The 12661-nt window shown below is 73.6% G+C and carries 12 protein-coding genes; 3 read left to right on the top strand and 9 right to left on the bottom strand.

What is annotated here, in order from left to right; genetic code table 11:
- Positions 1-10 precede the first annotated feature (10 nt).
- Complete coding sequence (locus tag AVL61_RS13845) at positions 11-385, bottom strand: hypothetical protein (protein ID WP_058874912.1); 375 nt, start codon at positions 383-385, stop codon at positions 11-13.
- A gap of 258 nt (positions 386-643) precedes the next feature.
- Here AVL61_RS13845 and AVL61_RS13850 point away from each other — a divergent pair, with 258 nt between their 5' ends.
- The 3 genes from AVL61_RS13850 to AVL61_RS13860 all read left to right on the top strand — a co-directional run bounded on the left by AVL61_RS13850 (position 644) and on the right by AVL61_RS13860 (position 2794).
- Positions 644-1135: an NfeD family protein gene (locus AVL61_RS13850; RefSeq protein ID WP_058874913.1), complete on the top strand. Its 492-nt coding sequence runs from the start codon at positions 644-646 to the stop codon at positions 1133-1135.
- A 65-nt stretch (positions 1136-1200) separates the two neighbouring features.
- Positions 1201-2325 (top strand): SPFH domain-containing protein, encoded by a 1125-nt coding sequence (locus AVL61_RS13855; RefSeq protein WP_058874914.1) that lies wholly within the window; start codon positions 1201-1203, stop codon positions 2323-2325.
- 133 nt (positions 2326-2458) lie between these two features.
- The gene (locus tag AVL61_RS13860) at positions 2459-2794 is read left to right on the top strand and encodes an RNA polymerase-binding protein RbpA (RefSeq protein WP_058874915.1); all 336 of its coding nucleotides are present in this window, start codon (positions 2459-2461) and stop codon (positions 2792-2794) included.
- An 82-nt stretch (positions 2795-2876) separates the two neighbouring features.
- Here AVL61_RS13860 and AVL61_RS13865 read toward each other — a convergent pair whose 3' ends face one another.
- The 8 genes from AVL61_RS13865 to AVL61_RS13900 all read right to left on the bottom strand — a co-directional run bounded on the left by AVL61_RS13865 (position 2877) and on the right by AVL61_RS13900 (position 12654).
- Entirely contained in the window at positions 2877-3614 is a 738-nt protein-coding gene (locus AVL61_RS13865) for a polyprenol monophosphomannose synthase (protein ID WP_058874916.1), read from the bottom strand.
- A gap of 196 nt (positions 3615-3810) precedes the next feature.
- Positions 3811-5499: an amidohydrolase gene (locus AVL61_RS13870; protein ID WP_058874917.1), complete on the bottom strand. Its 1689-nt coding sequence runs from the start codon at positions 5497-5499 to the stop codon at positions 3811-3813.
- A gap of 55 nt (positions 5500-5554) precedes the next feature.
- Positions 5555-8392 (bottom strand): DEAD/DEAH box helicase, encoded by a 2838-nt coding sequence (locus AVL61_RS13875; RefSeq protein ID WP_058874918.1) that lies wholly within the window; start codon positions 8390-8392, stop codon positions 5555-5557.
- 71 nt (positions 8393-8463) lie between these two features.
- Positions 8464-9357 carry a twin-arginine translocase subunit TatC gene (tatC, locus tag AVL61_RS13880; RefSeq protein ID WP_058874919.1) on the bottom strand — a complete coding sequence of 298 codons (894 nt, stop codon included), beginning with the start codon at positions 9355-9357 and terminating at the stop codon, positions 8464-8466.
- Between the two features lie 133 nt (positions 9358-9490).
- On the bottom strand, positions 9491-9787 hold the full coding sequence (gene tatA, locus AVL61_RS13885) for a Sec-independent protein translocase subunit TatA (protein ID WP_058874920.1): 297 nt from the start codon (positions 9785-9787) through the stop codon (positions 9491-9493).
- Positions 9780-10148, bottom strand: coding sequence for a hypothetical protein (locus AVL61_RS13890; protein WP_058874921.1), 369 nt, complete (start codon positions 10146-10148; stop codon positions 9780-9782). Before AVL61_RS13890 ends, tatA begins: the two co-directional genes overlap by 8 nt.
- 23 nt (positions 10149-10171) lie before the next feature.
- Positions 10172-12247 carry a WYL domain-containing transcriptional regulator gene (locus AVL61_RS13895; RefSeq protein ID WP_058874922.1) on the bottom strand — a complete coding sequence of 692 codons (2076 nt, stop codon included), beginning with the start codon at positions 12245-12247 and terminating at the stop codon, positions 10172-10174.
- Between the two features lie 11 nt (positions 12248-12258).
- A complete protein-coding gene (locus AVL61_RS13900; RefSeq protein ID WP_058874923.1) occupies positions 12259-12654 on the bottom strand; it encodes an FKBP-type peptidyl-prolyl cis-trans isomerase in 396 nt (131 codons plus the stop codon).
- Positions 12655-12661: the final 7 nt, after the last annotated feature.

Here is a 12661-nt window from a genome sequence, read left to right on the forward strand (position 1 = left end):
TCCGCGCCGGTCAGGGGCGGCCGGGCACGGGCCCGGCCTCGTGGTCCAGCACGAGGTCGGCGTGGAAGCTGCTCGCCAGCTCGCGGGTGCGGGCCGCCCGGCGTGCGGAGGCGCCCGGCGGGACGGTGAGGTCCACGTAGACGACGGGCCGGCCGTGGTCGGCCTCCAGCCGGGCGCGCAGCGCCTCCGCCCGGTCGTCGCCGGGGGCGCAGCGACCCGTGCCGAGCAGGACGAAGGCGCGCTCGAAGTCGGGCTCGGCGGGCAGACCGCGCGTCAGCACGGCGGGCAGCCGCGACTGCAGCGCGGAGAGGCCGACCACGGCGGTCGCCGTGCCCGCGAGCCAGGCGCCGGCGGCGGAGACCGCCACCGAGGTGATGAGCTTCATGGTTCTCCTCCTCCCGCGGGCCCGGCGGGTGTCGGCCCGGCGCCGGGACGGCTGGACGGGCGGCGGCTGCCTGCGGCCACCGAGGACTCCGGTGGCACCACCGTAGAGATCCCAACGCCGCCGGAACAGCGCCTATTCCGGGGACGTCCGCCGGCGCCCGGACGCCACGCCGGTCCGGCGGCGTGTCGGAGGCGTGGGGCACAATTGGAGGAGCGGCGAGGACGCCCTCGCCGAGGCGGACGAGAGGTCGGGACGATCATGTGGGAGTGGCTCGTCGAGAACGCGTGGGTCATGTGGCTGATCGCCGTGATCGCCCTGGCCGCCATCGAGATGCTCACCCTGGACTTCCTGTTCCTGATGATGTCCGCCGCCGCGCTGCTGGCCTTCGCGGTGAGCTGGGTGACGGACGACTTCGTGATTCAGGTGGTCACGTTCGCCCTGGCCTCGGTGCTGCTCATCTTCGTGGTGCGGCCGGTCGCCCTGCGCCGCGTCAACCGCTCCACGCCCGAGACCGTGTCCAACGCCGCCCGGCTGATCGGCCTGCCCTGCCAGGTGCTGGACCCGGTCACGGGTCGCAGCGGGCTGGTGCGGCTGGAGGGCGACACCTGGAGCGCCCGCTCGGTCACCGGTGAGCAGCTCCCGCCCGGCACCGACGTCTACGTCCACGACATCGAGGGCGCCACCGTCCTCGTGGCCCCGTACCCCGCTCCGGCCGCCGACGGCGGGCCGGCACCACGCCCGTCCTTCTGAGCCCACCGACCGTCCCGGCGACGCCGCCGGGACGGTCCCATCGAGACCCCCTGAGAGAGGCACCCGTGGACCTAGCCGTCATCGTCCTGCTCGCCGTCCTGGTCGTCCTGGTCGTCATCATCCTGGTGCGGTCGGTGCGGATCATCCCGCAGGCGCGGGCCGGCATCGTCGAGCGCCTCGGCAAGTACCAGAGCACCCTGACGCCGGGGCTGCACTTCCTCATCCCGTTCGTGGACCGTCTGCTGCCCCTGATCGACCTGCGCGAGCAGGTGCAGTCCTTCCCGGCGCAGTCCGTGATCACCGAGGACAACCTCGTGGTCGGCATCGACACCGTCGTCTACTTCCAGGTCATGGACCCGCGGGCCGCGACCTACGAGATCGTCGACTACATCCAGGCCGCCGACCAGCTGACCTCGGCGACCCTGCGCAACGTCGTGGGCGGGCTGAACCTCGAGGAGGCACTGACCTCCCGCGACAAGATCAACGCCGAGCTGCGCGGGGTCCTGGACTCCACCACGGGGCGCTGGGGCATCCGCGTGTCGCGGGTGGACATCAAGGAGATCACTCCCCCGCCGTCGATCCAGGACTCGATGGAGAAGCAGATGCGCGCCGAGCGGGAGCGACGCGCGGTGATCCTCACGGCCGAGGGCGACAAGCAGTCGCGGATCCTCATGGCGGAGGGCCAGCGGCAGGCGGCCATCCTCTCCGCGGAGGGCGAGGCGAAGGCCGCGATCCTGCGCGCCGACGGCGAGGCGCAGGCCATCCGGAAGGTCTTCGACTCGATCCACCGGGCCCGCCCGACGCAGAAGCTGCTGGCCTACCAGTACATCCAGACCCTGCCGAAGGTCGCCGAGGGCAGCGCCAACAAGGTGTGGATGATCCCCGCCGAGCTCGGCGACGCCCTGCGCGGCGTGGGCGAGTTCCTCTCCCGGCCGGACGAGGACGGCCGGGGCCCCCGCGGGAGCTGGTCGGACGACAACGAGCCGGAGCCCGGACCGGAGCCCGCGGACGAACCCCTCGTGACCCCCGACGCGGTCCGGGTGACGGAGGAGGACCTCCAGCCCAACCTCGAGCGCACCACGGTGGACCCGGACGAGTTCACCATCCCCCGTCCCTCGAGCATCGACCCGGAGGCCCCCGTGCGCCTCGACGACCCGACGCCCCCGGAGGACGGCCCGGCGTCCCGCTGACCCGGCGGACATCACAGGGAACATCCCCGGAGGCCCGTGCGTTGCACCCAACGGATCCCGGGTCCCGGACCCGCCGTCAGCCCGAGCGTGCGCCACTGCCGTGGCCACCGTCAGTTATGGAGGAACCACCACTATGAGCGACCGCAGCCTCAGGGGAATGCGTCTGGGCTCCCAGTCCATGGAGACGGAGGCCGGTGTCGAGCCGGCCCCGCGCCAGCGCGTCGAGTACCGCACCGCGGACGGCGAGAAGGTCACCGTGACGTTCGCGGCGGAGGCCGAGATCCCGCCGGTGTGGGTGTCGAAGACCGGCAAGGAAGCGATCATCGTCAACGGCGAGAAGCCGGAGAATCCCAACGAGAAGCACCAGCGCACGCACTGGGACATGCTCCTGGAGCGGCGCAGCGTGGACGAGCTGGAGGAGATCCTCGCCCAGCGCGTCGAGTTCTACCGGGAGAAGCACGCGCTCTGAGTCCCGTGCGCCGGACGTGCGGAGGGCCCCACCCGTCGGGTGGGGCCCTCCGCACGTTCCCGGCGGTGCACCGGCCGGGAGATCAGCGCCGGGTGAGCTTGCCCGCGAGGGTCTTCGCGCGGGCGGTCAGACCCCACTGGGCGACGCGCACGACGGCCTCCCGGGTCACGTCCGGGCTCATCTTGGACTCCCCCTCGGCGCGCTCCACGAACGTGATGGGCACCTCGACGACGTTCAGCCCGGCCCGCTCGGTGCGCCAGCCGAGGTCGATCTGGAAGCAGTAGCCCTTGGAGTCCACGGTCTCGAGGCCGATCCGCTCGAGGGTCCCGCGGCGGAAGGCCCGGTAGCCGGCGGTGATGTCGTGGATCCGGGAGCCCAGGAGGGTGCGGGCGTAGAGGTTGCCGCCGCGGGAGAGCAGCTGTCGCTGCAGGGGCCAGTTCACGGTGCGCCCGCCGGGCACGTAGCGGGAGCCGATGGCGAGGTCCGCACCGCGCTCCACGGCGTCCAGCAGCAGCGGGAGCTGCTCGGGCTGGTGGGAGCAGTCGGCGTCCATCTCGACCAGGACGTCGTAGTCCCGGGCGAGGCCCCAGCGGAAGCCGGCGATGTACGCGGCCCCGAGGCCTTCCTTGCTGGTGCGGTGCAGGACGTGGATGTTCTCGTCCGCGGCCGCCATCTCGTCGGCCAGGCGGCCGGTCCCGTCCGGGCTGTTGTCGTCCACCACCAGCACTTGCCCGTCCGGGACGGCCTGGCGGAGCCGGTCCATCACGGTCGGCAGCGACTCGTGTTCGTTGTAGGTGGGGATGACGGTCAGTACGCGCACCGGGTCGTTCCTTTCGAGGGCTCACCTGCGACACCACAGGGCAGGCTCCCTCGCCTTCGGACCAGTCCGGCCCTGAGGGGATGCCGGCCTGTTTTCTAAGGACGAGCGAGCCCACCCGGCAGCAGTTGCCCAGCCTATCCTGCCCCGTGCCCGCGACCAACACGCCCCGGCCGCGTCCCGGCGGGCGTCGAGGGGCTCAGAAGCCGGCGGAGCGGTAGAGCTCCACGCCGTCGAGCACGGTCTGGCGGCACACGGGCAGGGACGTGCCGTCCAGCGCGGGCAGCAGCGGGGTGCGGGCGCGCGGATCGGTGCTCCAGGAGGAGCCGGTCCCCTCGGCCTGCTGCACCATGAGGGCCTCGACGTCCCAGACGGCGAACGTGGCCGGGGTGCCCGGCGCGAGCTGGCCCTGCATGGGGTCGGGGTGCCGGGCGGCCCGCCAGGCGCCCCGGGTGGAGGCGAGGAACGCGGCCCGCGCGGAGATCCGCTGCTCCGGGTCGTGGTGCTGGAGGCAGGCCCGGACGGTCTCCCACGGGGACAGCGGCACCACGGGGGCGTCGCTGCCGAGGGCCACGGGCACCCCGGCGCGGTAGAACGAGGCCATCGGGTTCATCGCGGCCGCCCGTTCGGCGCCGAGGCGCTGCTCGTAGAGCCCGCCCGGCCCGCCCCACGCGGCGTCGAAGCCGGGCTGCACGGAGACGGTCACCGCGTGGCGGGCGAGCCGCTCGATGCCCTCGGGGTCGATCATCTCGGCGTGCTCGAGGCGGTGGCCCGCGCTGCGCAGCGCGCGCTCCCCCACGAGCTCCTCGGCGCGGTCGAGCCCGTCGAGGACGATGTCCATCCCGGCGTCCCCGATGACGTGGAACCCGCCCTGCAGGCCGGCCTCCGTGGTCGCGGCGAGGTGGGCGGCCACGGTCTCGGCGTCGAGGTAGCGGTCCCCCCGGTCGTCCGGGGCGTCGGCGTAGGGAGCGCGCAGGGCCGCCGTGCGGGAGCCCAGGGCGCCGTCGACGCACAGGTCCCCGGCGAGGCCCACGAGCGACTCCCGCGGCTGCACGGCCCGTCCCAGCAGGTCCGCCAGGGCGGCGTCGAAGCGCTCCGCCACCGCCCTGGCCTCCTCGGCCGTGGCCGCGAGCTCGCCCCGGTAGGGCACCACCCGGGGTGTCGGGCCCTCGGCGCCGACCCCGTGGTTGGCGAGGGCCGTCAGCCGGACGAGGTCCTCGAACGGGGCGACCTGCTCGGCGTTGGCCTCCACCAGGGCCACGTAGCCCTGGGACGCGGCGTGGCGCAGCGCCAGCCGGTGCAGCTCGGCGCGGCGCCCGGCGTCGAAGCCGAGGGCCGCGGCGCGCACGCGGTCGTGGGCCCGGTTCTCGACCCGGCCGTCGCCGAGCCATCCCTCGACGCCGGCGAGGCCCAGCCGCCGGGCCAGGGACGAGGACACCACCCCCGAGTGGACGTCGATCCGCGTCAGGTAGACCTCGCGCCCCCCGGCGGCCCGGTCGAGCTCCTCGGCCGTCGGCGCCCGCCGCTCCGGCCACACGGACTCGTCCCACCCGGAGCCCAGAACCGGGCCGGCGCCCGTGCGCGCGGCACCGGCCACGGCCTCGAGCACCTCGTGCAGGGAACCGGCGGCCGTGAGGTCGAGGGTGGACAGCGCCAGCGCGGTCTCCGTCACGTGCACGTGGGAGTCCACGAAGCCCGGGGCCAGCAGCCGTCCGTCGAGGTCGACCACGTCCATGGAGGAGTCCTGCAGGGACCGCGCGGCCTCCTCGGAGCCCACCCAGGCGACGCGGGCGCCGTCGACCAGCAGGGCCGTGGCGAACGGGTCGGCCGGGCTGTAGACGGAGCCGTTGCGGTAGAGGACGGGACGGGCGGGGGCGGTGGTGCTCACGGGTCTCCTGTTCGGGGCGGCGGTACGGGCGGAAGGGGGGGCGGGGCGGTGCCGCTCAGTCCTCGAACGCGGAGTGCGCCACGACGCCGCGGCGCACCAGCGCGATCGCGCGCTGGCACTGGGCGCGCGTGCCGGCGTCGAGGAGGTCGATGCCCGCGAGCTGGTCGAGCATGTCGATCACCTGCTTGGCCCAGCGCACGAAGTCGCCCGCGGCGAGCTCCGTGCCGGACAGCGCCGTGCTCAGGGTGGCGCCGCGGGCCCAGAGGTACATCGGTTCCACGAGCCCGAACTCGGGCTCCGCGGTGGCCGGCAGGTGGTGCTCCTGCTCGCGGTCGGTGAGCCGGGACCAGTTGCGCACCACGGTCTGCGCGGCGCGGTCCATGGCGGCGGACGGCAGGACGGGCTGGATCCCCTGCTCCTCGCGCTTGGCCTGGTAGACGAGCAGGGTCACGAGGCCCGCGGTGGCGGCGGGGTCGAGGTCCTCGAGGAATCCTTCGCGCAGGCTCAGGGCCAGCAGCAGGTCCCGGTCGCCGTAGATCCGCCGCAGCTGCTCACCGGCGTGCGTGGGGCGGACCTCCCCGTCCGGGAGGGTCTCGAGGTAGCCGAAGGAGTCCAGCACCTGGGAGACGCGGTCGAAGGTCTTGGCGATCGTGTTGGTGCGGCTCTCGATCTGCCGCAGCAGCCCGTCGGTGTCCCGGCGCAGGGTCCACCAGCGCTCGGCCCAGCGTGCGTGGCTCTCGCGGTCCGAGCAGCCGTGGCAGGGGTGGCCGCGCAGCGCCTTGCGGACCTCCGTGATGCGCCGCTCGGCCGCGCTGGTGCCGCGGTCGAACTGGATGGTGTGCCCCCGGCCGCCGCCCCGCGGGGGCCGGTGCTCGTGCAGGGCGTTGCGCACGGACGAGGCGAGGTCGCGCCGCTCCTTGGGGGTCCTGCCGCTGAAGTGCTTGGGGATCCGGATCCGGGACACCGGCTCGAGGGGACCGTCCAGGTCCTGCGCCCCCACCCGGCGCAGCTGGTGGTCCAGGGTGAGGATCGAGGGGCGGGGGTCGTCCCGGTTGGGGTCGGTGGACAGGATCACGGCGTAGCCGGCGTTGCGCCCGCGGGGGATCTCCACGACGTCCCCGGGCAGCAGGTCGTGCAGCGAGGCGACGGCGTCCGAGCGGCGCCGCCGGGAGCCGGCCTTCTCCTCGGCCCGTTCGAGGTCCTTGAGCTCCCGGCGCAGGGCGGCGTACTCGGAGAAGTCCCCGAGGTGGCAGGTCATGGCCTCCTCGTAGCCCCTGAGGGACTCCTCCTGGGAGCGGACCCGGCGGGCCAGGCCCACCACGGAGCGGTCGGCCTGGAACTGCGCGAAGGAGGACTCGAGGATCTTGCGGGAGCGGAAGGCGCCGAACTGGGCCACCAGGTTCACGGACATGTTGTAGGTGGGCCGGAAGCTCGAGTTCAGCGGGTAGGTGCGCTTGGAGGCGAGACCGGCGACGGCGTGCGGGTCCATCCCGGGCTGCCACAGCACCACCGCGTGGCCCTCGACGTCGATCCCCCGGCGCCCGGCGCGGCCGGTGAGCTGGGTGTACTCCCCCGGTGTGATGTCCACCCGGGCCTCGCCGTTGAACTTGTCGAGCTTCTCGAGCACCACGGAGCGGGCGGGCATGTTGATCCCCAGCGCCAGGGTCTCCGTGGCGAAGACCGCCTTGACGAGCCCGTCGGCGAAGAGCTGCTCCACGAGCTCCTTGAACGCGGGCAGCATCCCCGCGTGGTGGGCGGCCACCCCGCGCAGCAGGCCGTCGCGCCACTCGTAGAAGCCGAGGACGTTGAGGTCCGCGGCCTCGAGCGAGGCCGCGGTCTCGGCCACCCGGGCGCGGATGGTCTGCTGCTCCTTCTCGGTGGTCAGCCGGATGTCCGCGGTGACGCACTGCTGCACGGCGGCGTCGCAGCCGGCGCGGGAGAAGATGAAGGTGATGACGGGCAGCAGCCCCTCGGCGTCGAGCCGGCGGACGAGCTGCGGGCGGGACACCCGGCGCGTCTCGGGGTTCGGCCGGAACCCCTCGCCGCCGTTGCGGCGGGAGAACCGGTCGCGGGACCGGCCGCCGGGGCCGCGACCGCCCCGGCGGCCGCCGCGCGGGTGCTCGGCGCGGGCGAGCTGGAGCAGCTCGGGGTTGACCTCGGGCTCGTCGCGGCCCGGGCCCCCGAGCCGCTCGGCGGCCTCCTCGACCGTGGTGTCGTCCACGAACAGGTCGAGCAGCCGTCCGCCCACCTGGACGTGCTGCCACAGCGGGACGGGACGGTGCTCGGAGACGACCACGTCCGTGTCCCCGCGCACGGTGTCCAGCCACGCCCCGAACTCCTCGGCGTTGGAGACGGTCGCGGACAGGGAGACCAGCTGGACGCTGTCCGGCAGGTGGATGATGACCTCCTCCCAGACGGCGCCCCGGAAGCGGTCGGCGAGGTAGTGCACCTCGTCCATGATCACGAAGCCCAGGTTCAGCAGGGTCGGCGAGTCCGCGTAGAGCATGTTCCGCAGGACCTCGGTGGTCATCACCACGACGTCCGCCTCGGAGTTCACGGAGGTGTCCCCGGTGAGCAGTCCGACCCGCTCGGCGCCGAAGGCGCGGGAGAACTCGTGGAACTTCTGGTTGCTGAGCGCCTTGATGGGGGTCGTGTAGAAGGCCTTCTGCCCGCGGGACAGGGCCAGGTGGACGGCGAACTCCCCCACCACGGTCTTGCCGGCGCCGGTCGGGGCGGCGACGAGCACCCCCCGGCCCTCCTCGAGGGCCCCGCAGGCGGTCGCCTGGAAGTCGTCCATCTCGAACTCGAGCCGGTGCTGGAACGCGGCGAGCTCGGTCCTCGCGTGGGCGGCCCGCTGCTTGGCGGCCAGGTATCGGTCGGCGTAGGAGGACATGCGTCCACCCTACTGCGCGGTCCCGGCCCGGGCGGGCCCGCCGGCGGCCCGTTCGCGACGGGCCGAGCGGATCAGGCGCGGGACCCGTCCCCGGCGTCGCGGCCGAGGCGTCCGAGCTCGTCGGCGGGGGTCGCGACGTCGGCCGCGGCACCCGTGCCCGCCGCGAGCCGGGCCTCCTTCCGGGCCCGCCGGCGGTCCAGGAGCAGGCACAGCCCGACCGCCACGAAGAAGAGCGTGAGCAGCGGCACCGCGAGGTAGAACATCGTCATCGGGTCCGGTCCCGGGGCGGCCATCGCGGAGACGACCATCACGAGGACCACGACGATCCGCCAGCTCTTGAGCACCGTGCGCCCGGAGAGCACCCCCAGCATGTTCAGGCCCACGAGGAACACCGGCAGCACGAAGGCCACTCCGAAGGTGAGGATCAGCTGCAGGAAGAACCGCAGGTACACGTCCGCGGAGATGAAGTTGGTCCCGCCCGCCGGGGTGAACGCGGTCAGGGCGTAGACGGCCGTCGGCAGGGTGAGCACGGCGACCGCGACCCCGCCCAGGAAGAGCGGGACGGCCGCGGCCAGGAAGCCGGCCGCGTAGCGGCGCTCGGTCCGGTGCAGGGCCGGTGTGACGAAGGCCCACAGCTGGTAGAGCCACACGGGGCTGGCCAGGACCAGGCCGAGCACCAGGGAGACCTCCACCATGATGTTGAAGGAGGAGCCCACGGCCGAGTAGTTGATGGAGGCCTCGCTGCCCTCCGCGGAGGCCAGCCGCTGCAGGGGCTCGGTGATGTAGCCCATGAACGGGATGTACAGGAAGAACCCGCCGACCATGCCCAGGACGGTGGCCACCGCGGACTTGATCAGCCGGTTGCGCAGCTCCCGCAGGTGCTCGGCCAGGGCCATCTGCGCCTGCGGATTGGCCTTGCGCGCCGACCGGCGCTTCTGGGGTCCGCGGGGGGACTGCGAGGACATGGGGACCTTCGGGACGTCGGGGCGCACGGTGCGCCGGGGCCGGTCGGGCGGTCCGTTCCCGGCCGGGGACGGACCGCGGAGGCGGCGCGCACCGGCACGGAGCGGGGAGCCGGAGGAGGGACGGAGGGGTGGGTCAGGCCGGGGGGCGGCCGGGGCGCTGCTCCGGGTCCCGCGGGGCGTCCGTCCCGGGGGCGCCGGGAGCACGGTCGGGGGTCACGTCCTGGCCGGACTCCACGGGCCTGCCGTCGATGACCACGTCGGGGTCGCCCGGCTGGTCGTCCTTCTTCATCTCCTTGACCTCGGACTTGAAGATGCGCAGCGACTGGCCGAGGCTGCGGGCCATGCCCGGGAGCTTGGGCGCGCCGAACAGCAGCAGGATCACCAGCAGGATGATCAGGATCATGAAGGGGCTGTCGAAGAGCCTACCCATTGAACATTCCTTTCCGTTCAGCCCGGCGGATGTCGCTGATCCGCTGCGGCTGGCCCATGCGGTCCTTGCGCTCGATGCGGCGTCTCAGACGGGCGGTTTCTCGTTGGTCACGGCCGACCCGGTAGTCGGCCACGGCTTGCCCCACCGGTGTGAACAGGGCCGGGTCCGGTGCGGCCCGCACGGGACGCTGCACGCCGGCGGCGGCGTCGTCCCAGCGCTGGGCGAACTCCCCGGCCACCGTCTCGGTGTCCCGGAGCAGGACGAGGAAGGTCCGGACCAGCCGCCACAGCATCAGTCCGAGGAATGCCGCGCCGAGCAGGACGAGGACCGTCCACAGCAGGACCCAGGACCACCAGAGCATGTCCTCCAGTATAGGCGGGCGGCTCAGGCCGGCTCGGACGTCCCGTAGGCCCGGAGCGCAGAGTTCACCCAGAGTTCCACCTGCGCCACGACGTCGTCGGGCCCGGCCACGGAGAGCTGGCCGCCGTAGCGGGTGACGAGCGCGCACACGGCCTCGACCGTCTGGAACCCGATGAGCGCGGCCTCGTGGTCGGCGGCCGGTCCGGTGCGGGCCCCGCCGGGGAGGCGGACCACGGCCGTGCGGGAGGCGTGGTACTGGTCGGCGATCCACCGGCTGCGCCGGTCGGTGACGAGCACGACCTCCACGGTGTCCGGGGTGCCGGGGGCGGGCGGGGCCGCGGCGGCGGCCTCCTGGGCGGCCGGGCGCTCCCCCGCCGGCCCGGCGTCCTCGACGGCGGAGATCCGGTCCAGCCGGAAGTTGCGCATCCCCTCGGCGTCCAGGCACCAGGCGCGCACGTACCAGTGGGTGTTGGAGGAGAACACCTGGACCGGGTCGACGACCCGCTCCGTGAGCTCGTCGCGGGACGGGACCACGTAGCGGATCCGGATCCGGCGGCGCTGCTCCACGGCGCGGCGGACCGCTGCCATGACGTCGTCGAGGGCGGGCGCGGGGGTGTCCGTGATGGGCCGGGCGCCCACCGCGTTGGCGAGCACCCCGGCGTCCCCCGCCGCCCCGGCGACCTTCGCGATCGTGGAGGCCACCGCCTCGGAGTCCCCGCCGGGCACGGTGCGCAGCGTCTGCAGGCCCACGAGCAGCGCGGAGGCCTCGGGCTGGGTGAGGCGCACGGGGTCGGAGAGCTCGTCCGCGTTGGAGAGGTAGACGTGGCCGTCGTCCCACGACGCGTCGATCAGCTGGTCCGGCATGTGCCCGGGCTTGCCGCACACGAACAGGGTGTTGAGGTCGGCGATGAGCTCCTGGTCGGTGATCCCGAACCGGCGGGCGGTCTCCTCGAGCTCCGCGCCCTGGTGGGCGTAGACCCAGCGGACGATCTCGAGCAGCCGCGAGAGGTGGTCCGCGGTGGAGAGCTTGTTGCGCGTGCCCTTGCGGGACTTGAGGCTCCAGTCGACCGGCACCCCGCGGAACCGGGCCACGGCCGTCTCCGCGCTGCGCAGCCGGCGCACCACGGCGGCGCGCACCTCCGCCTGCATCGTGGGCGCGGTGCCGTCCCCGTCCCGGGGCACGACGACGCCGGGGCCGGCCGCGGCGATCTCCTCGGCGAGGATCTCGGTCTCGGCGAAGGGGATGTGCAGCCGGTCCCAGTGCTCGACGCCGTCCCCGGCGCCGACGCCCGCCTCCTGCCGGGAGGCCATGCGGCGCAGCATGTGCGCGTGCCCGGGCCGGGCGAGCACCTCCACGGTGCGCGCGGGGGCGTGGGAGACCATGTGGGAGAGCGCCTCGTTCATGGAGAAGTGCTCGGGCGGGTCGAACTCCTTGCGGGTGACCGTGACGTCGGACATGATCCGCGAGAGCCGGAACGTGCGCGAGTCCTTGCGGTCCAGGTCCCAGCCGACCACGTACCAGTTGCCGTAGCGGGAGCCGATCCCCCACGGCCTCAGCCGCCGGGTGGTGAGCTGGTCGGTGCTGCGGGCCAGGTAGTCGAAGCGCACCTCGCGGTGGCGCACCACGGCCGAGAGCAGCGGCTCGAAGGACGGGTCGTGGGCGGTGAGGGTGGGCTGCAGCAGCGGCGGGGCGTCGTCCTCCGGCAGTCCCCCGATGGCGGGCTCGAGCTTGCGCAGGGCGCGGTGGGCGAGCTCGCCGAGGGAGGCGTCCGTCCAGGCGTTGGCCGCCAGGGCCAGCACCGCGGACTCCTCGGCCGTGAACTGCAGGGGCGGGAGGGTGAAGGACCCGCGCGGGATCCGGTAGCGGTGGCCGTGCGTGTCGTCGGGGAACAGGGGGTCCTCGGAGACCTCCTCGATGGGGTAGCCCAGATCGCGCAGCTCCGCCTTGTCGCGCTCGAACATGCGCTCGAACGCCTCGTCGGACGCGGACTCAGCGTACGACGGAACGGCCTCCCGGAGCTCGGCGCGGGTGTACCCGCGGTCGCGGGAGACCAGGGCGATGAGCAGGTTGAGAAGCCGCTCCGTCGATCGGGCTGCCATCGGCTGGGTCCTCAGCGCACGTCCAGGAGGTCCACCACGAAGATCAGCGCCTCGTCGGGTCCGATGACCCCGCCGGCTCCCCGGGAGCCGTAGGCCTGGTCCGAGGGGATCTCCAGGCGGCGGCGGCCGCCGACCTTCATCCCGAGCAGGCCCTTGTCCCAGCCCTCGATGACCTGGCCGATGCCCACGGTGAAGTCGAGGGGCTGGCCGCGGTTCCACGAGGCGTCGAACTCCTCGCCGGCGGAGAACGTCACGCCCACGTAGTGGCAGGAGATCTGCTTGCCGGGGGTGGCCTCCGCGCCGGTGCCCTCCACGAGGTCCGTGATGACGAGCTCGGTCGGCGCCTCCCCCTCGGGGAAGTCGATCTCGGGCTTGCTGCGGTCGAGCTTGCGCTCTCCGAAGGACATGGGTGCT

Source organism: Kocuria rosea subsp. polaris (assembly GCF_001483755.1).
Taxonomy (GTDB): Bacteria; Actinomycetota; Actinomycetes; order Actinomycetales; family Micrococcaceae; genus Kocuria; species Kocuria cellulosilytica.

Excerpts from the sequence above, each read along its gene's own strand:
- AVL61_RS13845 (WP_058874912.1), bottom strand. The coding sequence starts at position 385 with ATGAAGCTCATCACCTCGGTGGCGGTCTCCGCCGCCGGCGCCTGGCTC.
- AVL61_RS13850 (WP_058874913.1), top strand. The coding sequence starts at position 644 with ATGTGGGAGTGGCTCGTCGAGAACGCGTGGGTCATGTGGCTGATCGCC.
- AVL61_RS13860 (WP_058874915.1), top strand. The coding sequence starts at position 2,459 with ATGAGCGACCGCAGCCTCAGGGGAATGCGTCTGGGCTCCCAGTCCATG.
- AVL61_RS13875 (WP_058874918.1), bottom strand. The coding sequence starts at position 8,392 with ATGTCCTCCTACGCCGACCGATACCTGGCCGCCAAGCAGCGGGCCGCC.
- tatC (WP_058874919.1), bottom strand. The coding sequence starts at position 9,357 with ATGTCCTCGCAGTCCCCCCGCGGACCCCAGAAGCGCCGGTCGGCGCGC.
- tatA (WP_058874920.1), bottom strand. The coding sequence starts at position 9,787 with ATGGGTAGGCTCTTCGACAGCCCCTTCATGATCCTGATCATCCTGCTG.
- AVL61_RS13890 (WP_058874921.1), bottom strand. The coding sequence starts at position 10,148 with ATGCTCTGGTGGTCCTGGGTCCTGCTGTGGACGGTCCTCGTCCTGCTC.
- AVL61_RS13895 (WP_058874922.1), bottom strand. The coding sequence starts at position 12,247 with ATGGCAGCCCGATCGACGGAGCGGCTTCTCAACCTGCTCATCGCCCTG.
- AVL61_RS13900 (WP_058874923.1), bottom strand. The coding sequence starts at position 12,654 with ATGTCCTTCGGAGAGCGCAAGCTCGACCGCAGCAAGCCCGAGATCGAC.